Source organism: Streptomyces sp. LaBMicrA B280, from assembly GCF_049222185.1.
Lineage (GTDB): Bacteria > Actinomycetota > Actinomycetes > Streptomycetales > Streptomycetaceae > Streptomyces > Streptomyces murinus.
Window position 1 is genome coordinate 1 of record NZ_JBMJCT010000052.1, and the last position, 19414, is coordinate 19414.

A 19414-nucleotide genomic window follows, 5' to 3' on the forward strand; every position below is an offset into this window, starting at 1 on the left:
TGCCACGCCTTGCAGTCGTTGCGGTTGCCGGGCAACGGCCGGCCGACCGCGACGACCAGCCGAGTATCGGCGTCGATGACGACCTGGTGGTTGGTCGAGTAACCGTCCACGATCAGCACGGTGCCCTTGTGGAACCGCTTGCGTTGCTGGAGCGCGAGCGCGGGTCCGAGGTGGTCGATGATGCGGTCGGCTGCGGACTTGGACACCCCGAACAGCGGCGCCAGTTGGCGGAGGGTGAGGTTCGTTCGCCAGTACGCGGCGACCAGCAGCACGCGGTCCTCCACCGGCAGGCTCCACGGCCTGCCCTTGCGTACCGGATCTGCACCCTCGCGCCGGAGCGCAGTGATCAGCTTGCCGAACTGCCGCGGGCTGAGCCCGCTGAACGGGGCTGTCCAGGAAGGCTCCGATACTGTGATCACACCAGCCACAACAAGATCATCCTACGGTGGCCGGCCTGCTCAAGCACCTCGCAGTCTTCACTCGCTGATACATCTCGCGATCAAGCCCTACCATCGCCGCCATGACATTCGATGTCCTCGCCGAGGACCTCCAGCCCGGTGACCTCTTGGAGCTCTCGACAGAGTCGGGCACCGTGGTCCTCCGGCTGACCCACGTGGAGCGGCGTACCCGAGGCATCAAGTTCATGGGTCGCAATCAGCAGGGGTCCCTGTACTCCAGCGGCATGAAGTACGGCGAGTTGGCACGGTGCGTCAGGCCATAGACCGCTGCACGGACTGCCGGCGGCAGCTACGAGACAGCCCTTAGGACTGGAATCAGAATAAGGTCGGCTCGGGAATGACGACATGTCAGTTCGCGTTGGCGCGGCCCGGAGGCCTATGGAAGCTGGACTCCGGACCAGGCATCGACTTCGCACTGTCTGTCGGCATTGTTCCCTGCGGTCACGACTGTGCCGTTGGCACGCAGGCCAAGGGTGTGCATTGAACCGGCCGCCACGGCGACAATGTCGCGCCAATCGCCGACTTCGCACTGTCCGTAGCTGTTGTCTCCCGCTGTGAGGACCCGCCCGGACGCAGTGACCCCGACGGTGTGATAGCTGCCCGCGTCGAGCGCCACCACGTCTTCCCACTCATCGACCTCGCACGCTCCGGTTGCCCGGTCGCCGGTCGCTACTGCACGCCCGTCGGCTCTGAGGCCGACGGTGTGGAGATACCCGGCCGAAATGGCGACCAGGTCACGCCACTCTTCAACGCCACACTGCCCTCGTCGGTTGTTCCCCGCGGCCAGTGCAGAACCGTCCGACCGGACGCCGACCGAGTGCCAGTCACCACACGAGAGGACGATCACCTCGCGCCAGGACTTCACGTCACACTGTCCTTCTGAACTCCGGCCAATTGCTAGCACGCGGCCATTCGCGAGTAGCCCGAGCGTGCGGCGCCAGCCTGCGGCCACGGCCGTGACGCCTCGCCATCCGGCGACATCACATTGTCCATAACCATTCCACCCCGTTGCCAGCACCGTGCCGTCCGACCGGAGTCCCACCGTATGAGACCTGCCCGTGTTCGTGGCGGCATGGACGTTTCCGGCTGCCACCGCGACGACGTCTTCCCATCGCTCGACACGACATTCCGCGGCTGCGGTCCTGCCCACGGCGAGAACGGTTCCATCCCAGCGCCGTCCGACCGAATGACGCCTTCCGGCCGCCAGCGCCGACGAGTTAGCGAGCACGTGCGCCTCCTTGTGCTTGGCGCGTTCGCGACATGGGATCCACCTTACTGTCGCCTGGAATCAGAGCGTGGTCCTCAGTCGCCGCCAGCAGATGACGGCACAACCGAGTGTGATGAAGGCCTGGTGGATGTCGTCGCGGACCTCCCAGCGGATGCCGCGCCGGGCGATGTGCCGGGTGATTTCGAACCGCCGGACCTGGTCGCGGTAGCTCTCGTGGTCGTAGCCGCGGTCGGCGTAGAGGTGCTTCGGGCGGCGCAGCGGTTGGCCGCGTTTGCCTCGGATCGACGGGACGGCTCGTATCAGTGGGATCAGCTGGGTCACGTCGTTTCGGTTGCCGCCGGTCAGCGTGACGGCCAGCGGGATGCCGTGGGCCTCGACGATCACGTGGTGCTTACTGCCGGTCTTACCCCGGTCCACCAGGGACGGGCCGGTGACCGCACCACCTTTCATCGCCCGCAGATGGCTCGAGTCGACCGACGCCCGGGACAGATCCAGTATGCCGGCCGCCCGCAGTTCGGCCAGCAGCATCTCGTGCAGGCGCTGCCAGACCCCGGCCTCGTTCCACTCCCGCAGTCGCCTCCAGCAGGTCATCCCGGAGCCGAAGCCGAGTTCCTGCGGGAGGTAGCGCCAGGGGATGCCGGTGTAGAGCACGAACAGGATGCCGCACAGAACCCGCCGGTCATCGAGCCGACGACGCCCCGGGTACGGGAAGCGCCGCTCAATCACCGGCAACAGCGGCTCGATACGCTTCCACAGCCCATCGTCTACCTCCCACGGCTTGCGCCGACCACGAGTCTCGGTCGCGACCACCCCCTCCGGGCCGCATCAACGCGAACTGACGCGCCGTCATTCCCAACCCTCAGAGTCCTCATTCTGATTCCAGTCCTTAGTGCGACGAGGTGCGATTCGGCTGCGAGTAGGTCCAGCAGTGTCTCGCGCTCGTCGGCCTTGGCTCCGGTCAAGGCGAACGTGACGGGCAGGCCCTGGAGGGTGCACACCAGGTGCAGACGCAAACCCCAGAAGAACCGGCTGTGGCTGGCGCAGTAACCGTATTGGGCCCACCCCGCCAGATCGGAGCGTTTTACGGTTTCTCGGGAGCGGCCGCATTCCACGGGCGTGGAGTCCGCGATCCACACGTCGTCGTTCCACGTCGAGGTGCCGGCAGCCAGGATCCGGGTGACCTGACGGAGCAGCTCGGCTGCCTTGCGCAGTCGTTTGTTGTAGCCGGGTTGCTGCGGCAGGTACCGGAAGAGGTGCCGCAAGTGGGTCAGGGCGTACCGGACCCACTTGGCCTCGGAGGTGAACCCGAGCATGGACTGCATGGCCGCAAGGGTGACCAGTTCGGCGTCGGTGAGTTTCGGCGCGATCCCCATGGCAGGCCGCCATGGTGCCAAGTCCGGACGCGCCTTCAGCAAGTCGTCGGTTGCCACGAAGAGTGCTGTCGCGAGGGTGTCCAGGTCGTTCGTCACACAGCGATCTTGGACAGCCGCGTACTTGCCTCCACCAACACCCCAGGGAAGGGCATCCACGACGTCACGCGGGGTCCGCCCACTCCTCACGAAGCATGCCAAACAGCACGCTGTCGTAGCGCTCCCCCTCCACCAGCACAGCCGACCGGCGGCGGCCTTCCTCACGGAAGCCCATCCTGGTGAAGGCGCGCACGGCGCGCTCGTTGCCGCTCCAGGTGTCCAGCTCCAGCCGGTTCAGGCAGTACGCACCAAACAGGTGGCCCACGAGCAACCGCAGCGCGTCACTGCCGTAGCCGCGGCCCCAGAACTCCCGCTCGCCGATGGTGACTCCCAGCGTGGCCACTCCGGCGTAGGGGTCCAGGTCCCGATAGTCGGCCATGCCTATCACCGTCCCGCCTGCCAGGTCCTCGACCGTGAACACGGCCGACTCCCTCGGGATCAGTCGCAGCATGGTGTCGAAGCCGAGCTGGATCGCTTCCGCCGTGACCGGGCCGAACAACGGGTCACCGCCCGCGGCCCAACGCACCACCTCGGGGTCATTGCGCCACCGGAAATGGTGTTCAGCGTCCTCGGAGCGCAGCGCGCGCAGTCTTACAAGTCTTCCTTCGAACATTGAGCAACCCTAATCGATTGGAGGGATCACTCAGGACTGGCGGCGTATACGCGGGCGTCCACTGCTCACCCGCTCGCTCGGTTCACGCGGCCCCACTGCCCCCTTGGAATCGATCATCTAGACCTCGCCCAGAGGCTTCGACGTCGATTTCAGCGGGAGCGCCCTGCGGCTGTGAAGGACTGCCCTCCCCCACCGAACCTTCTCCGGTCTTCGTGCATCTTCAGGTGTGCAGGCGCGCATTGACCTCGCGCGCCGATTCGTAGTCGAAGGGGACCGAATCTTCATGAAGCACAAGCTGACCGCCGTGGCTCTGGCAGCCGTTGTCGTCGCCGGCACCGCCGCTGCCACCGTCCCGGCCTCGGCCGCGCCCGCCGCGCCGGCCCGCTGCCACACCGCCGACCTCAAGGCCGGCTTCGCCACGGGGGGCGACGCGAAGCCGGAGATGGGGCAGACCAAGAAGCAGACCCAGGCGTTCATCTGGTTCACCAACAAGAGCAAGCACGCCTGCACCCTGGCGGGCTTCGCCGGTGTCGACATGGTCGGCGCCCAGAAGACCGACGGCACCTGGTCGCTGGTGCGTTCCGCCAAGAAGCCCCCGAAGATGACCCTCCAGCAGGGCAGCACGGTCGACTTCAGCATCACGCTGCTCCCCGTCGCCAAGTCCACGGCCCCGAAGGAGAAGTTCGTCCCGGCGAAGTTCCTCGTCACGCCGCCGAACGAGACGACGCACTTCACTCTGAAGTGGCCGTTCGGCGGTCAGATCCTCAAGCAGGACGGCGCCACCCACCCGGGCACCTACATCAACCCGGTCGGGCTGTAACCGGCAGCGGACAGCCACAGGCCCGGGGTACCCCACTCCCCCGGGCCTGTGGCCGCTTCCGTACTCATCCCCCGGCGGTCGGCAGGCCGACGGGGTCGCGGTGAACCCCCGCTGTTGACGTCATGCCCATGATGCGCCCAGGCAGAATTGGTCGTGTGATCGTCTTTCACTGCATGAACTGTCAATGGCCTCTGACGGGCGAGGTGGAGTCCGGGGAGCCGACGAGAGACCCTGAGCGCCCGCCCGGCCACCAGATCGCTTCACCGCGGATGGCGCGGGGAACCTTCAAGGTCAACTTCGACGGTTCCCTTCTGATCCTTCACCCCGATGACGTTCCGGGGACGGCACTCCATTCCGATGCTCGCCGCCTCACCGGTTGCTGCGGCCTTGCGGGCCAGGACGGCCCCAACCTCGTCTGTTCCGGCTGCGGTCTCGAGGTCACGACGAAAAAGAGCGACTGCTGGACCGACAATCTGGTGGCCCTGGCCGCCACCGCGGTGAGTGAGGACCCCCAGGCGAAGTAGGCCATCGCGTCGCTCCCGACGCCGACCGCCGGGATCGTCAGCACTCAGATCCTGCCGTCGGCCCCGCTGTGGAGGTAGCGGTCGAGCGTGACCGTGCTGCCCTTGTCTGGTCGGGCGCCGCGTTTCGGGTGCCCGACCAGACACTCCCTCAGTTACAGGTACGGGCGAGTGATCAGCTCAATCGCGTGCCCGGCGGGGTCCTTGAAGTACACCCCTCGGCCGCCGTGCTCGCTGTTGATCTCGCTCGGGCGGCGCATCTGTGGATCGGCCCAGTGCTCGATGCCGCGGTCGCACAGCCGCCGATAGGCCCGGTCGAACAGCTCGTCATCGATGAGGAACGCGTAGTGCTGCATCTGGATCTCCACCGGCGGCTCGGCGAACTGAAGCAGTACGCCGTCGGGGAGCTGAATGTTGGTGAACGGGCCCCAGGACGGCGCTTCGGGGAGTTCCAACAGTTCGCGGAAGAACTGAGCCGACTCGTTGCGGTCTTTGGCCGCGATGATGGTGTGGTTGAACGTGACTGACATTCAGACCTCATTGTGTTCGACACGAAGAACGGACTCGCAGTGCACGAGCGTTGGGAGGTCCGCGTGCCGAACTGAGGGGGTGCCTTCTACGCACCCGCTGTGCGATCAGCCCTCCACCGGACAGCCAATCCGTGTGTGGCGTAGCGCCGGTCCGGTGTTCATGCGGGTGACCTTACTAGTAAACAACTCGTGGTGGGAGTTCAGGGCTGTCGACGAATGCGTACTCGGCGAACTCCGGCGCCATTGCCCTGGTGCGACAGGCCTCTGCGCGGGGCGTCTGACCGTTCATCGGTCGCATGCGCACAGAATTCGGTGTGCGTCGGGCAGGGTCCGAAGTTCGTCGCTCCACGAGCAGACCTCAAGCCGCGACAGGTACCCGTCCGTGACGAACACCAGTACCTCGCCGACGGTCTCCCCACCCGCGCCGAACAGTTCCATCTCAGCCAGCACTCGCGTGCCCGTGAGCGCAGGGGCAGGAGCAACAGCAGCCGCGTCGATACTGAAGTCCGCCGAACCGCAGCCGCATGCACAGTACGTCTGGACCCGGAGATGCCGCATCTGCAGAGAGAGTGCGAACCCCGGGTCGTTCACCATGCTCAGAATGGCGTCCAGCACGTGGGCAACGTCGGCAGGCAGGGCTTCGGTCATGAGTTCACCGTAGCTGACCTGGGCAGTTGCCAGATGGCTCCGTTCAACGGGCCGAAGCGTCCGGTCCGGGTGGGACCTCCGTACCGACGGCGTGGAGGAGCCGCGTTCAGGATCAGCTCCCAGGCACAGCCCATAGGCTGGCGCGGTGACTGATGAGCAGAAGCATGAGCGGGTGCGGCCGTCGGGAGTGTGGGCCACGGCGGTTGGGGTGGCCAGGGTGCGGGCGCTGGAGACCGAGCGGGAGAACGCGTTGTTCCGCGACCCACTGGCACAGGCATTCGCCACGGCCGGCGGTCTGGGGCCCTCCGCTCCGGCACTGCCCGGTGACGAGGCCGCGCGACGGCGTCGGTTGGGTGTGGCGTTCTCCATCGTCGTCAGGACGAAGTTCCTCGACGATCTGCTGCGGCAGGCCTCCGCGTCCGGGATACGGCAGGTCGTGCTGCTCGGCGCCGGTATGGACAGCCGGGCCTTCCGGATGGACTGGCCCGCGGGCACCCGGCTGTTCGAGGTCGACACCGCCGCGCCACTGGACTTCAAGGCTTCGGTGCTGCGCCAGGAGCGGGCCGTCGCACGCTGCGAGCGGATCACCGTCCCGGTGGATCTGCGGGAGGACTGGCCGGGCGCACTGGCCGCCGCGGGGCACGACCCGGCGGTGCCGACCGTGTGGATCGCCGAAGGGCTGCTGATCTATCTGCCCGAGGACGCGGTGGAGTTGCTGCTGGCCCGGATCAGCGCGCAGTCGGCGGCGGGCAGCCGGATGGGGCTGACCTTGGGCTCGCGCGGTGTGATCGAGCGCTTCGGCGCGGACGCCGCGCCGGGCTCGGCGGCGTCCATGTGGGTCTCGGAGATGCCCGACGATCCGGTGGACTGGCTGGCCGGGTACGGCTGGGCGGCCGACAGTCACACCCTGCGCGAGCGCGCCGCCGCCTACGGCCGCCCCATCAGTACTCCGCCGCAGCACGAGGAGCGACCGGGAGGGCTGATCTCGGCGGTTCGCCGGTAGAACGCCTCCTGGTTTGGCCATTTTCCAGTTGCGGACCGACTAGGCCTGGCGGCCACGGCATCGAGGACCTGGTCCAGGTCGGTCGCGAGGGACGTCCCCGGGGGGGGTCCGCGGTCTCGCCACCCCGTCCTGCACGTGCGGACGGTGAGGCCCGGAGAGGTGGCGTCAGTGTCTCGGCCACGTCTTCGGCTCGCCGTTCAAGTCGCCTTGAAACGCTGGTGACTTGAGGAAGGCAAGGTCGGATCGTGGCTGTTCCTTTGGAATAGTGCTGCGATCATGAAGGCCGTGTGCAGCCGCTGAGCGGAGCCGTCCGGGATCGGCAGGTCGTGCTTGCGACCCGACGCTCGCCCGCCCACCACACCATCGCCGCACGCGTCGTGGGCCGATGACCCGCGCACCAGGCCCCGGGCCCCGGTGCCGTCACCCGCACCCGCACCCGCACCCGCACCCGCACCCGCACCACCGATCCTTCCTTGGAGCTCAGATGCGAAGACCTCGCCCCGTATCCGGGGTGTCCGTGGCCGTTCTCGTGGTGGCCGGGGTGGTGAGCGGCTGGGGAACCGGTGAGGCGGCGGCGGACCCGAGCTCGGCCGGGACGCTGTATGTGAATCACGACGGAGCGTGCAGCGACACGGGAACGGGCTCGGCGAGCCTGCCCTTCTGCACGGTGCAGGCGGCGGCGGACGTGGTGTCGCCCGGGCAGACGGTTCGTATCGAGGCGCCGGACGAGCTGTCCTACGTCGAGTCCGTGACCCTGACCCGGTCCGGCACCGAGGACGCCCCCATCACATTCACCGGGGCCGCCCCCTCTCCTGGCGGCTCGCCGACGGTCCTCACACCGAAGGGCTCCGCACCGGCGCTGACGCTCAAGGCGGTGCACGACGTGCGCGTCCAGTCGCTGGGGATCGGATACCCGGGCGCGGACGCGGTGGCGGTGACGGGCTCCACGGGCGTCACCCTCGACCGGTTGTCCTTCCGTCGCCCGGTGCCGTCGACCGGTGGCACCGGTACGGCGGTCAGCGTGGACGGCGCGTCCTCGGACGTGACCGTGTCGCGCAACTGGATCCCGGACGGATACGCCTACGGTGTGCGGGCGCAGCCGGGAGCCTCGAAGGTCACCGTGACCACCAATGTGGTGACCACCCCGCGGCAGGGTGGGATCGCGCTGACGGGGACGTCCGGCGCGGCCGTGACCAGCAACACGGTCACCGCTCCGTGCGCCACCGGAATCTCGCTGGACGGCGCGAGCTCGGGGACCGTGGAGAACAATGTGGTCGCCTCCGCCCCGGCGAAGCAGTCCGACAGTTGCCCGGCACCCACGGCTCCGCTCTACTCCGTGTCCGCCGACTCCGCGGACCAGGTCACCAGCGACTACAACGCGGCGGCGAACGGCTCCGGTACCGCCGCCCGGCCGCGCCCCGAGTACGGGTGGGCCGACACCCCGTACAGCACCGCCGTATCGCTGCACGACGCGACCGGCCAGGGCGCGCACGACATCGACGGGCTCAATGTGCCCACCCTCACCGCGCCGCCCGAGCACTCCGCGCTCATCGACTCCGCCGATGCCGACGCACCGGGCGAGCTGCCCACCGACGTCGACGGCGCCCCGCTGGTGGACGACCCGCTCGTCGCCGACACCGGCACCGGCACGACGGGCCGCCCCGACCGAGGTGCCATCGAACGGCAGGACACCATCACCGTCCCCGGCGACGACATGCCGTCGCCGTCGAGGGGCGTCGCGCCGTTCGTCACCTCGGTGCGGACCGACGACGCCACCACTTCGTGGGGCAAGCCCATCGCGACGTACTCGGTCGACTTCGGGGACGGCAGCGCGCCGGTCACCCAGGCTCCGGGCGCCCCGATCACGCACACCTACACCGCGCCGGGCGTGTACGCCCCGGTCATCACGGTGACCGACGTCGGCGGGTCGAGCCGCACCGCCCGGCCCGCCGCCGTCGACGCGGGTACGACCGCGGCGCCGGCCACCTCGCTGTCCGGCGCCCTGGCCACCACCACCGACGGGCAGGTCGACGCCGGGGACGCGGTGTTCACCGTTCCGCAACCGGCGAACGCCTGGGAAGTCGCCCACCGGGTCCTGGCGTTCGGTGACGGTGACCAGGAGAGCCTGGCCGACGGCTCCCAGAAGACAGAGCACCAGTATCCGGCGGCGGGCTCGTACACCGCCACCCTGACGCAGACCGATCTGCTCGGCCGCACCACCACCGCCAAGGTGACCGTGCACGCCGCAGACGCCTTCCTGCCCGTCGCCGCTCGGTACGACGCCGAGCGGACGATCCCCGCCCACGGGGTGCTGAAGCTCTCCGCGGCCACCGTGCACGCCGACACCGACGGTGTGGACGCGGCGCGCCTGCGGGTCGTCGCCGGCGGTGCCAAGGCGAGCGGCACCCTCACCCTCTACGCCGACGGCACCCCCCGGCCGGGCACCTCGACCGTCACGTTCGGGCCCGGCCGGACGGTCAGCAACGAGGCGACGGTGAAGGTCACCCCCACCGGTGCGATCGACCTCTACAACAGCGGCTCCGGCCCGGTGACCGTCAACGTCGCCACGGTCGGCCTCCAGTCGCACGCGCAGTTCGGCCGCACCTACCATCCCGCCGCGCCGATCCGCCTGCTCGACACCCGCGGCGGCACCGGCGGCCACAAGGGGACGGTCGCCGGTGGCCACTCGCTCACCCTGACCGTCGCGGGCACCCACGGCGTCCCGGCCCAGGCGGACGCGGTGGTGCTCAACGTGGTGGCGACCACCACCAAGGGGTCCGGCAGCCTCACGGTGTCCCCCGACGGCATCCTCAACTCCGATGTGAGCGGCCCCTACTGGACCACCGGGCAGACTGTCTCCGCGCAGATCGTCGTATCCATGGTCTCGTCGGTCAGCGGCAAGGTCGTACTCCGCAACAACAGCAAGTCCTCGGCGAACCTCGTCGCGGACGTGGTGGGCTGGTACGGCCCGACCGCGAGCGGGTCGACGTTCCAGCCGGTCGGTGCCGTACGTATTCTCAACACCCGTACGGGGACCGGCGGGAAGGTCGCCAAGCTCGGCGCCCACGCCACGCTCAAGCTCAAGGTCACCGGCGCCCACGGGGTACCGGCGAGCGGGGTGAACGCGGTCGACCTCAATCTCACGGTGCCCTCGCCGACCGGCAGCGGCTACCTCGTCGCCTACGCCGACGGCACCGCCCGGCCGGACGTGCACTCGGCCGACTACACCAGCGGTCATCCCGCGGCCGGTGCCGCGCTGGTCAAGGTGGGCGCGGACGGCGAGATCGACCTGTACAACGCCGGCTCCGCCGCCGTCGACGTCGACACCGATCTCCTCGGCGACTACACCGTCGACACCGTGGGCTGACCGCGCGACAGGGACCGTCGAGTCCACCCGCGGATGCCCCGGAGTTCTCCGGGGCATCCGGCATCTCACGTCTCCCCGTCGTACCCGCTCGACCCGGCTTCCGGGCCGGGCCGGCGGTACGGCGGTACGGCGGTGACTGGCCGTCGGCTGTGTCGCGTGGCCTTACGGCCGGGCCGTGGCGCGGCGGCGCAGTTCCTTCTTGTCGGGCTTGCCCACGTCGGTGAGGGGCAGTTCGGCGGGGAAGGTGATGTCGGCCGGCTCGTACATCGCCCCGCGTTCGGCGCGTACGAAGGCACGCAGTCCGTCCGCGTCGACGGTGGCGCCGGGGGTGAGCAGCACGGCGGCGTGGACGCGTTCCGCGCGGTCCTCGTCGCGGACACCGAAGACGGCGCTCTGCCCGACCTGCGGGTGGCTGTTGAGCAGGTCCTCCAGTTCGGTGGTGTACACGTGGCCGCCGACCACCACGATCATGTCCTTCAGCCGGTCGACCACGGTCAAGTAGCCTTCGGCGTCCCGGAATCCGATGTCACCGGTGTGCAGCCAGCCGTCCTGGAGGACCTCCGCGGTGAGCCGCGGTTGCTTCCAGTAGCCCTCCATGACCATGTCCGAGCGCACCATGATCTCGCCGTGTTCACCGTCGGGGAGCACGTTGCCGTCCTCGTCCCGGATCTCGACGTCGACGCTGTCCAGGATCTTTCCCGCGCTGCGCAGCCGCTCGGGGTGGGTGTGGTCGTCCGCGGACAGGATGCTGATCAGGCCCGCCTCGTTCTGTCCGTACCCCTGGAGCAGTACGGGGCCGAGGCGGCGTACGGCGTCGGTCAGTCGTGCCGGGGACGCCTGGCAGCCGCCGTAGAGGACCTGGCGCAGTGTGGAGGTGTCGGTGTGCGCCATGCGCGGGTGGTCGAGCAACTGGTAGAGCAGGGGCGGCAGTAGCCACAGGTGGGTGATGCGCTCGCGCTCGATGGTCTCGAGCACCTGTCCCGGCTCGAAGTCGTCGAGCAGGACCACGGCGCCGCCGTACTCCAGCACGGCGTCCATGAGCATACCGGCGACATGGGCCATGGTGGTGGCGACGAGCTGGCGGTGCGTCAGGGCGGCGGTCTCGTCGACCGGGCGCGCGGAGCGCTGCGCGTGCACCTGCCGGTAGGTGGTGCAGATGCCCTTCGGGTGGCCGGTGGTGCCGCCCGTGTGCCGGATGGCGCATATGTCGTCCGGCTGCGCCTGGCTCGCGAAGGGCTCGTCGGGCTGGGTCGCGCAGAGTGCCAGCAGGTCCTCGCCCGTGTCGGTCGGGCCGAGCACCAGTACGGACTTGACCGGCACCGACTCGGTGATGTCAGCGGCGCGGTCGGTCATCCGCGGATCGACGACGAGCACCCGGCTCTCCACGTCGCGGACGATCGCGGCCTGTACGTCGGCGGCGAGCTTGCTGTACAGGTGATTGACGCGGGCGCCGATCAGATTGGCCGCATAGCGCACGGCCAGGGCCTCCGGCATGTTGCCGCTGAGCAGAGTCACCGTCTGGCCGCGCTCGACGCCCTGGGCCTGCATGGCCCAGGCCATCCGGCGCACCAGGGTGTGCAACTCGCCTGCGGTGACCCGCTGTTCGCCGTACACCAGCGCCTCGCGGTCGGGGTTCTCCCGCAGGGCGTCGAGGATGTCCTCCACATAGTTGCGGAAGCGTGGGGCGACATCGGACATGTGTGATCCTCCTGAGCCGGAACGCAGGGGTGCGCGGCCCGGCCTGATGGTTGTTCAGCTGTGGGGGGTGGGCAGGAGGCGTGCGCCTCATGACCTCGGTCGCGTGGGCGTCACTCCACGCGGGATGGCGGTACACCCGCAACAAAGGTTGCCTGGGCCAACCATGTGACGACTCTAGGCCGTTACGTCGATCAGCACGAAATTCGGCGGCCGCTCGGCGCGACAATCGGCCATTGCCTCGCGCGTGCCACATAGACCCTGGTCAGGGGTGGTTTTCGGTCATCTCGCGGGCACGGCGGGGGTCGGCCTGCCCTGGCTCGACTTCGCTCTCGTCTCTCCGCCGGAGGACCACGGGGTGTGTCGTCTCAGAGGGTCTCCTGGAGCCAGTCGAAGACCACCTCGCAGTGGAGTTGGGGAGCCATCGGCGAGCAGTGCAGTTGGGCGCCCTCGGCGGCGGTGAGTTTGACGTAGTCCTTCGGAGAGGTCAGCTTGTCGTACAGCTCGCGGGCCTGGCCGGGATAGAACTGCTCACCCTCGTAGTCGAGCACCAGCATCGGCGTCCTGATCCTGCTCACCACGTCCGTGACGGTGAGTGCCTGGACGGCTCGGGCCGGTGTGTAGAAGTCCGTGAACATCTTCCCCCGCCGGGCGGCGAGCATCGCCGGGACGGAGAACGGCTCGAAGCGTTTCTTCAGCGTCGCCGCGTCGGTTTCGGGCAGCTGCGGGACGACCTCCTTGTTCCAGATCTCGTTGGTCTCCGCCTTGCCCGGCCGCAGGATCTCCCGGATCTCCGGGGGAAAGCCCCGCCACGGTTCCACACAGCCGGGCATCGCGACGGCGGCGGCGAGCCGTGGCTCGAACGCGGCCGCCCGGGGCACCAGATCGCCCGCCATGCTCAGCCCGGTGAGCGCGATCTTCCCGGTGTCCACGTCCTGCCGCCGGGACAGCCAGTCGATCAGCGGCGCGACGACCTTCTCCCAGGTGGGCGTGAACGTCACCTGGTCGACGAACAGCAGCTGTCCCTGCCCGGGACCGTCGTAGACGAGCGCGTTCCAGCCCCGGTCCAGCGCCGCGGGCACTCCGTACGTCCACATGTCGACGTTCTGCCCGTCGCTGCCGTTGGTGAGGATGACCGTGGGCCGCCGTTCCCCGGAGCCGTCGGGCCGGAAGAACCACACCGGTAGCGGGGTGTTCCCGTACGGGACGCGGTCCGTCACCGGCGGCAGTTCGCACAGCGAGCAGAATTTGTCCCAGGCGGCGCGCCCCGCCCTGTACAGCCGCTCCTCGTCGCCGGGGGCGGCGGAGCCGAGGACGAAGAAGAGCGCCTGGCCGTAGTACTGCGCCGCGCGCAGGGCCCGGAAGCGTGTGGTCTGCCCGTCCGGTTCGCCGCCCTCCGGCGGGGCCATGAGCCGGTCGCCCAGTCGGCGGAACGTCGTGACGTACGACGGTGCGGACAGCCCCGCCTCGTTGATCGCGTTGACGGCGGTGAGCACCTCTCCGACCTCGGCCGCGCCCGCGCCGGACGCGCCGAGGGCGAGGAGCCCGTTGAAGTTGTACGACGGGTCCGTGAAGAGCGTCATCGCCGCGGGCGTCAGATCCGAGCCCGGGGCGGTGCCGGAGGGCGACGGGCTCGCCTGGAGGTCCGGGGCGGCCGCCAACCGGCTGCACCCGGTGGCGAGGACGGCTCCGGCGCCGACGGTCAGCAGGCTTCGCCTCGCGGTGCCCGCTGCCTGGCTGTTCGTTTCATGCGTCACACCGGCCGACAGTAGGAGCATCCGCGCCGGTGCCCGGCGCGCCGCACCCGGAGGTCCCCTCCACGGCTGTCCACCGCCCCACGGTCGGCCCAGTTGTGCGGACCGGACAAGTCCGGATGCTCCGCCATCGGTTCCGCGCCACCACCCGGCGGCCTACTGCCACTGCCAGGCATGGCGCCCATAGCCTTCAGGGCCTGGGGGCCGACCGGCTTCCGGGGGCGGACGGCACCGGCCCGACGTGATGCGGAGGCCACATCGGCCACATGAGAGGGTGGGCCGATCATGGATCTGAGGGGGAACAGACTGGTGCGCGCACATCATGTCGCGGTGGCCGCGGCCATCACGGCGGTCCTTGCCATCTCGGCTTGTTCGGCCGGCTCGTCGGCACGGCCGTCGTCCGCCTCGGTGCCGCCGCGGGGTCGGTTGCGTGACGGCCTGCTGACTCAGGCCCGGCTTCCACATGGCTTCAAGCTGATGACGGGACGGACCGACTCGACGACGACCGGCGCCCCGCACACCCCCTCCACCGTTCCGCTCACGTCGATGCCGTGCTCCCAGCTCACCGTCTCGTCCTTCATGACGGCTCACGCCCGCCCCGTCGAGGACGTGGCGGTCGCGGTGGAGCGGGAGCCCGTCGGCGGTGACGACTACGGCTGGTTCGGCCAGGAGTCCCTCGACCGGTACGCACCCGGCCGGGCGGCCGCGGTCATGGCCGCCGTCCGCGGCGTCGCGCGGCGCTGCACCACGTACACCGACGCCCTCGTCGACGGCACTCGCACGCGGAACACCGTGTCCGTGACGCGTGCCGATGCGAGGGCGGACGACAGCCTGGTGCTGCGGATCGCGTCGGCCTTCTCCGGTGATACGGACCCGTACATCACCGAGACGGGATTCGTCCGCGAGGGTGACGTGATCCTCATGGTGCAGAAAGTGGTCGAGAGGAAGCCGAAGTCCGGCGTGGAGACCGTCCTCTCACCGGCGGTCGCGGCGTACCGCGCGGCCGCGGCCGGGTGACGTACCCGTGCCCGCGGCCGGAGCGGCGCAGCGCACACACAGGGTGGCCGCCGGACGGATCTCCAGCCGTTCGGGAGGTATCGTTCCGCCGCAGCCTTCGCACTTCCCGTACCGCCCACGCTCGACTCGTTCCAGCGCTTGGTCGAGTTCTTCCAGGTGCTCGCGTGCACGCGCCAGCAGAGCGGCCACATGGGCCCGCTCGAAAGCGGTGCTGCCTCCCTCCGGGTCGTGTTCGTCATCGATCGCGACCAGGGCGTTCGCCGCGACGATCCCGTCGAATTCGCGGCTCAGCGCGGCCGCCCGTGCGAGCGTTTCGGCACGATCGGCCGCGAGGCGCGCGTAGGCCGCCGCGACGCCGGTGGCGCCGGGCTCGTCACGCCCGTACGAGGAGGGATCGCGCATGTTCCGGCAACGCCGATCGCCGGTCCGTGATTCCCCCCGAGCGCAGGAGGTGGCCGGCGGGCCGGACGTGCCCGTCGACCCTGTTACGGCAGAGGCGTGCCGCCCGTGGCGTTGACGATCTCTCCGGTGATGTAGCTGGCCTGCGGAGAGGCGAGGAAGACGTAGGCGGGCGCCATCTCGGCCGGCTGGGCGGGTCGGCCCAGCGGCGACTGCCCGCCGAATCCGCTGGTGTCCGGCATCGTCGCGGGGATCAGGGGTGTCCACACGGGACCGGGGGCGACGGCGTTGACGCGGATGCCGCGCGGGGCGACCGTCTGGGCCAGCCCGTGGGTGAAGGAGATGATCGCCGACTTCGTCATCGCGTAGTCCAGGAGGTGCGGGCTGGGCTGGAAGCCCTGGACGGAAGCGGTGTTGATGACCGATCCTCCGCGCGGCAGGTGCGCCAGCGCCCTGCGGGTCAGCCAGAACATCCCGTACAGGTTGGTCTTCATCACCCGGTCGAACTGCTCGGTGGTGATGGCCTCGATCCCGTCGGGCTGCGCCATCTGGTAGGCGGCGTTGTTGACGAGGATGTCGAGGCGTCCCCTCTCGTCCACCGCCCGGTCGACGAGGGCGTCGCACTGGTCCTCGTCCCTGATGTCGCAGGCGACGGCGAGGGCCTTACGGCCTGCGTCGCGGATGAGCCGGGCGGTCTCCGCCGCTTCGTCCGCTTCTTCGGGCAGGTGGGTGAAGACGATGTCCGCGCCTTCCCGCGCGAAGGCCAGGCACACGGCCCGTCCGATCCCGGAGTCGCCGCCGGTGACCAGTGCGGCCCGGTCCAGCAGCACCTCGTGGCCGCGGTAGGAATCCTCGCCGTGGTCCGGTCGCGGGTCCATCGCCTCGGTCGAGCCCGGATGGTCCTGCTCCTGGTCAGGAAGCGGCGAGCGGGGGTGTCGGGTGACCGGGTCGGGAGCGTCGGGGGTGTCGGACGCGGGCACGATGTCCTCCTGTCGGGGTGAGCGGGGGCGGTGCGGGTGTGTCAACTCGCCGGATACGGCGCGTCCTTGAGTCGGCGGGCGAGGTGGGCGCTGCTCGCCGCGAGCGTCTTGGTGGTGGCGGCGGTCTCCTCGGGGGTCTCGTCGAGGTCCTGGTAGTCGGTGCCCCGCATGGCCGCGCCGACCCGGTAGGTGACCGCGTTGGGGGCGAGGGAGGATCCGACGTCGTTCAGGCCCTGGAAGAGGTCGGAGCCGACCTTGTGCGCGCCGTCCTCGCTGCCGACGACGCATACGGCGGCGACCTTGCCGTACGTGAGCATGCGGCCCTCGTCGTCGCGCTCGCCGAGCTCCGCGTCGAGGCGTTCGAGGCGTTCGAGGACACGCTGGGCGATGCCGGAGGGGTGTCCGAGCCAGATCGGGCTGGCCAGGACCAGAATGCCGCTGCCCAGGATCTCGGTCCGGATCTCCGGCGGTGTGTGACAACCGGGACTCATGATGACCGGCTACCCGCGCCTCCGGCACCGATATCACCTGCGGTCCCGATTCATCCCCTGCGGCTCAGCCGTCCGCCCGAGCTGCCGGGCTGCGGCCGAGGAGTGGGCCGATCGGCCGGACGGGCTCGGTCGCTGGTGTGGGACCGGTCGCAGCCCTCTGGTCCAGCGGGGCGCTGTCCAGCATCGTGATGCCGTCGGCAGGTGGGGTGCCGCCGGTGCGCCGGGGGCGGCCCTCGTTCACGGTCCGCCGGTGTACCTGCGCACGTGCTGCGGGCCTCACGCGCTCTCGGCGGCCCGGTTTCGTGCGGCGGCCAGTCGTGCCTCGGCCTGGCCCAGGAGGGTGTCCAGTACGACCGGATAGGCGCTGTGGTTCATCCGGTCCGCCAGCAGGTGCGCGGTGGCGGCGATGTGCGGATGGGTCTCGGCGGGCAGTCGGGCGTACGTCGAGGTCCAGACCTCCTCGTCCGCCTCCCTGACCTCGTCCTTGATGGCGAGTGCGCCCGCGTCCAGGGCGGCGAAGGCCAGCGCCAGGTCGATGAAGGCGTGGTACACGCCGACGGCGTCCGCGTCGGCGAAACCCGCCCCGCGCAGGATGCCGAGGATCGTCTCGTCGACCGCGATCTCGCGGGGCCGACCGGTGACGCGGCTGGCGGTGAGCAGCGCGGCGTGCGGATGGGCGAGGTACGAGGCGTGGATGGCCAGGCCGAGGGCTCGCAGGTCGGCGCGCCACGTCCCGGTGGGCGTCCAGCTGTCCAGGGCCCTGCCCATCAGCTCCTCGCCGATCGCCCGGGTCAGTCCGTCCAGCCCGGCGAAGTAGCGGTACAGGGTGCTCGGGTCGGCGCCGAGAGCGGCGCCCAGGCGGCGGGCGGTCAGGCCGGAGGCTCCGTGTTCGTGCAGCATCCGCAGGGCCGTCCGCACGATCAGCCGCTCCGAGAGCACGGTGCCCTGCCGGGTCGGCCGCCGTCTGCGCCGTTCCGCCTCCGGAACCACCTTCTTGGGCACCGCGTCACCGCCTCGCGTTCCTTATGCCAACGCCGTAGACCTTAACAAGCCGCCTCGTGTTTCATCAGGTCACCTCCCGGGGCCCCCGCCCACGGGACCGTCTCAACGAATGGTGTGTGACATGCGCGTACTTCTCGTCGGTGCGGGCGGTGTCGGAACCGCCGTCACCCGTATCGCGGCCCGTCGCGGCTTCCTGGCCCACATGATCGTCGCTGATTACGACCTCGCCCGTGCCGAGGCGGCCGTCGCCGCGCTCGACGACCCCGACGGCCGCTTCAGCCCGTGCCGCCTCGACGCCTCCGACGAGGAGGCGGTACGGCGTCTCCTCGTGGCGCGGCGCTGCGACGTCCTGCTCAACGCGACCGACCCGCGCTTCGTGATGCCGCTGTTCAACGCGGCGCTCGCCGCGGGCACGCACTACCTGGACATGGCGATGTCGCTGTCCGCGCCGCACGCTACCGCCCCGTACGAGCAGTGCGGGGTGAAACTCGGCGACGAGCAGTTCGCCCGCGCCGGAGAATGGGCGGACGCCGGGCGCCTCGCCCTGGTCGGGATGGGAGTGGAGCCGGGCCTGTCGGACGTCTTCGCCCGCTACGCCGCCGACGAACTCTTCGACGAGATCGAGGAGCTCGGGGTCCGCGACGGAGCGAATCTCACCGTCGAGGGCTATGACTTCGCGCCTTCCTTCAGCATCTGGACGACCATCGAGGAGTGCCTCAACCCGCCCGTGATCTACGAGAAGGAGCGCGGCTGGTTCACCACGGCGCCGTTCAGCGAGCCGGAGGTCTTCGACTTCCCCGCGGGCATCGGCCCGGTGGAGTGCGTGAACGTCGAGCACGAGGAGGTGCTGCTGATGCCCCGCTGGGTGGACGCGCGCCGGGTGACGTTCAAGTACGGTCTGGGCGACGACTTCATCGCCAAACTCAAGACCCTGCACGCGCTGGGGCTCGACTCCACGGCGAAGGTCACCGTCCCCGGCGCGGACGGACCGGTCGAGGTCTCCCCGCGCGACGTGGTCGCCGCCTGTCTGCCCGACCCGGCCACGCTGGGCGAGCGGATGACGGGCAAGACCTGCGCGGGCACCTGGGTCAAGGGCACGAAGGACGGCGCCGCGCGCGAGGTGTACCTGTACCACGTCGTCGACAACGAGTGGTCGATGCGCGAGTACGGCTCCCAGGCGGTGGTCTGGCAGACGGCCGTCAATCCGGTGATCGCCCTCGAACTGATCGCGAGCGGTGCCTGGCGGGGCAGCGGCGTCCTCGGCCCCGAGGCGCTCCCGCCCCGGCCCTTCCTCGACCTGCTGATCGAGTACGGGACTCCGTGGGGACTGCGCGAGGAGCGCTGACCCCGCCCCCGGCGTCCTCGCGGCCGGACCCGCCGCCCCGGCCACCGTCGCGTCCCGGCCCGGAAATGCCCGCA

General features: G+C 69.8%; 18 protein-coding genes and 3 pseudogenes. 7 read left to right on the forward strand and 14 right to left on the reverse strand.

Translation table 11 applies throughout. The features are described 5' to 3' along the window. On the reverse strand, positions 1–428 hold a 428-nt coding region (locus ACLF5H_RS30365), incomplete at its 3' end, for a helix-turn-helix domain-containing protein (protein WP_421679205.1). Positions 429–520: 92 nt separating this feature from the next. Here ACLF5H_RS30365 and ACLF5H_RS30370 point away from each other — a divergent pair. Next, on the forward strand, positions 521–721 hold the full coding sequence (locus ACLF5H_RS30370; RefSeq protein WP_421678113.1) for a hypothetical protein: 201 nt from the start codon (positions 521–523) through the stop codon (positions 719–721). A 113-nt stretch (positions 722–834) separates the two neighbouring features. On the opposite strand, the gene ACLF5H_RS30375 is transcribed toward ACLF5H_RS30370, so the two are convergent. From ACLF5H_RS30375 to ACLF5H_RS30395, 5 genes and pseudogenes are all read right to left on the reverse strand, one after another. After that, complete coding sequence (locus ACLF5H_RS30375; RefSeq protein ID WP_421679406.1) at positions 835–1323, reverse strand: hypothetical protein; 489 nt, start codon at positions 1321–1323, stop codon at positions 835–837. A gap of 18 nt (positions 1324–1341) precedes the next feature. Continuing rightward, positions 1342–1686, reverse strand: a pseudogene (locus tag ACLF5H_RS30380) (chromosome condensation regulator); the annotation flags it as partial. A 60-nt stretch (positions 1687–1746) separates the two neighbouring features. Then, positions 1747–2496 (reverse strand): IS5 family transposase, encoded by a 750-nt coding sequence (locus ACLF5H_RS30385; RefSeq protein ID WP_421679206.1) that lies wholly within the window; start codon positions 2494–2496, stop codon positions 1747–1749. 68 nt (positions 2497–2564) lie between these two features. Next, a pseudogene (locus ACLF5H_RS30390) lies at positions 2565–3155 on the reverse strand (transposase); the annotation flags it as partial. Between the two features lie 64 nt (positions 3156–3219). Beyond that, a complete protein-coding gene (locus ACLF5H_RS30395; RefSeq protein ID WP_421679207.1) occupies positions 3220–3768 on the reverse strand; it encodes a GNAT family N-acetyltransferase in 549 nt (182 codons plus the stop codon). A gap of 283 nt (positions 3769–4051) precedes the next feature. Here ACLF5H_RS30395 and ACLF5H_RS30400 point away from each other — a divergent pair, with 283 nt between their 5' ends. Both ACLF5H_RS30400 and ACLF5H_RS30405 read left to right on the forward strand, forming a co-directional pair. Then, positions 4052–4588: a DUF4232 domain-containing protein gene (locus ACLF5H_RS30400; RefSeq protein WP_421679208.1), complete on the forward strand. Its 537-nt coding sequence runs from the start codon at positions 4052–4054 to the stop codon at positions 4586–4588. 155 nt (positions 4589–4743) lie between these two features. After that, the gene (locus ACLF5H_RS30405; protein WP_421679209.1) at positions 4744–5112 is read left to right on the forward strand and encodes a hypothetical protein; all 369 of its coding nucleotides are present in this window, start codon (positions 4744–4746) and stop codon (positions 5110–5112) included. A gap of 152 nt (positions 5113–5264) precedes the next feature. On the opposite strand, the gene ACLF5H_RS30410 is transcribed toward ACLF5H_RS30405, so the two are convergent. Continuing rightward, positions 5265–5639 (reverse strand): VOC family protein, encoded by a 375-nt coding sequence (locus ACLF5H_RS30410; RefSeq protein ID WP_421679210.1) that lies wholly within the window; start codon positions 5637–5639, stop codon positions 5265–5267. A 285-nt stretch (positions 5640–5924) separates the two neighbouring features. After that, positions 5925–6287: a hypothetical protein gene (locus ACLF5H_RS30415; RefSeq protein WP_421679211.1), complete on the reverse strand. Its 363-nt coding sequence runs from the start codon at positions 6285–6287 to the stop codon at positions 5925–5927. Positions 6288–6474: 187 nt separating this feature from the next. Here ACLF5H_RS30415 and ACLF5H_RS30420 point away from each other — a divergent pair, with 187 nt between their 5' ends. Together ACLF5H_RS30420 and ACLF5H_RS30425 are read left to right on the forward strand one after the other, a co-directional pair. Next, positions 6475–7290 (forward strand): class I SAM-dependent methyltransferase, encoded by an 816-nt coding sequence (locus ACLF5H_RS30420; RefSeq protein WP_421679407.1) that lies wholly within the window; start codon positions 6475–6477, stop codon positions 7288–7290. A gap of 517 nt (positions 7291–7807) precedes the next feature. Beyond that, positions 7808–10657 carry a PKD domain-containing protein gene (locus ACLF5H_RS30425; RefSeq protein WP_421679212.1) on the forward strand — a complete coding sequence of 950 codons (2850 nt, stop codon included), beginning with the start codon at positions 7808–7810 and terminating at the stop codon, positions 10655–10657. 162 nt (positions 10658–10819) lie between these two features. Here the strand turns inward: ACLF5H_RS30425 and ACLF5H_RS30430 are convergent, their stop codons facing one another. Both ACLF5H_RS30430 and ACLF5H_RS30435 read right to left on the reverse strand, forming a co-directional pair. Beyond that, positions 10820–12355, reverse strand: coding sequence for an AMP-binding protein (locus ACLF5H_RS30430; RefSeq protein ID WP_421679213.1), 1536 nt, complete (start codon positions 12353–12355; stop codon positions 10820–10822). Positions 12356–12720: 365 nt separating this feature from the next. Continuing rightward, the gene (locus ACLF5H_RS30435; RefSeq protein ID WP_421679214.1) at positions 12721–14109 is read right to left on the reverse strand and encodes an alpha/beta hydrolase family protein; all 1389 of its coding nucleotides are present in this window, start codon (positions 14107–14109) and stop codon (positions 12721–12723) included. 474 nt (positions 14110–14583) lie between these two features. On the opposite strand from ACLF5H_RS30435, the gene ACLF5H_RS30440 reads away from it, so the two are divergent. Next, complete coding sequence (locus tag ACLF5H_RS30440) at positions 14584–15123, forward strand: hypothetical protein (protein WP_421679215.1); 540 nt, start codon at positions 14584–14586, stop codon at positions 15121–15123. Here the strand turns inward: ACLF5H_RS30440 and ACLF5H_RS30445 are convergent. The 4 genes and pseudogenes from ACLF5H_RS30445 to ACLF5H_RS30460 form a co-directional block, all read right to left on the reverse strand. Then, positions 15082–15525 (reverse strand): TraR/DksA family transcriptional regulator, encoded by a 444-nt coding sequence (locus ACLF5H_RS30445; protein WP_421679216.1) that lies wholly within the window; start codon positions 15523–15525, stop codon positions 15082–15084. The two genes, ACLF5H_RS30440 and ACLF5H_RS30445, sit on opposite strands and share 42 nt — an antisense overlap. An 83-nt stretch (positions 15526–15608) precedes the next feature. After that, the gene (locus ACLF5H_RS30450) at positions 15609–16502 is read right to left on the reverse strand and encodes an SDR family oxidoreductase (protein WP_421679217.1); all 894 of its coding nucleotides are present in this window, start codon (positions 16500–16502) and stop codon (positions 15609–15611) included. Positions 16503–16543: 41 nt separating this feature from the next. Continuing rightward, positions 16544–16969, reverse strand: a pseudogene (locus tag ACLF5H_RS30455) (NAD(P)H-dependent oxidoreductase); the annotation flags it as partial. A gap of 300 nt (positions 16970–17269) precedes the next feature. Beyond that, positions 17270–17995 carry a TetR/AcrR family transcriptional regulator gene (locus ACLF5H_RS30460; RefSeq protein WP_421679218.1) on the reverse strand — a complete coding sequence of 242 codons (726 nt, stop codon included), beginning with the start codon at positions 17993–17995 and terminating at the stop codon, positions 17270–17272. Between the two features lie 121 nt (positions 17996–18116). Between ACLF5H_RS30460 and ACLF5H_RS30465 the strand changes: the two genes are divergently transcribed. Then, positions 18117–19340: a saccharopine dehydrogenase family protein gene (locus ACLF5H_RS30465; protein WP_421679219.1), complete on the forward strand. Its 1224-nt coding sequence runs from the start codon at positions 18117–18119 to the stop codon at positions 19338–19340. Positions 19341–19414 lie beyond the last annotated feature (74 nt).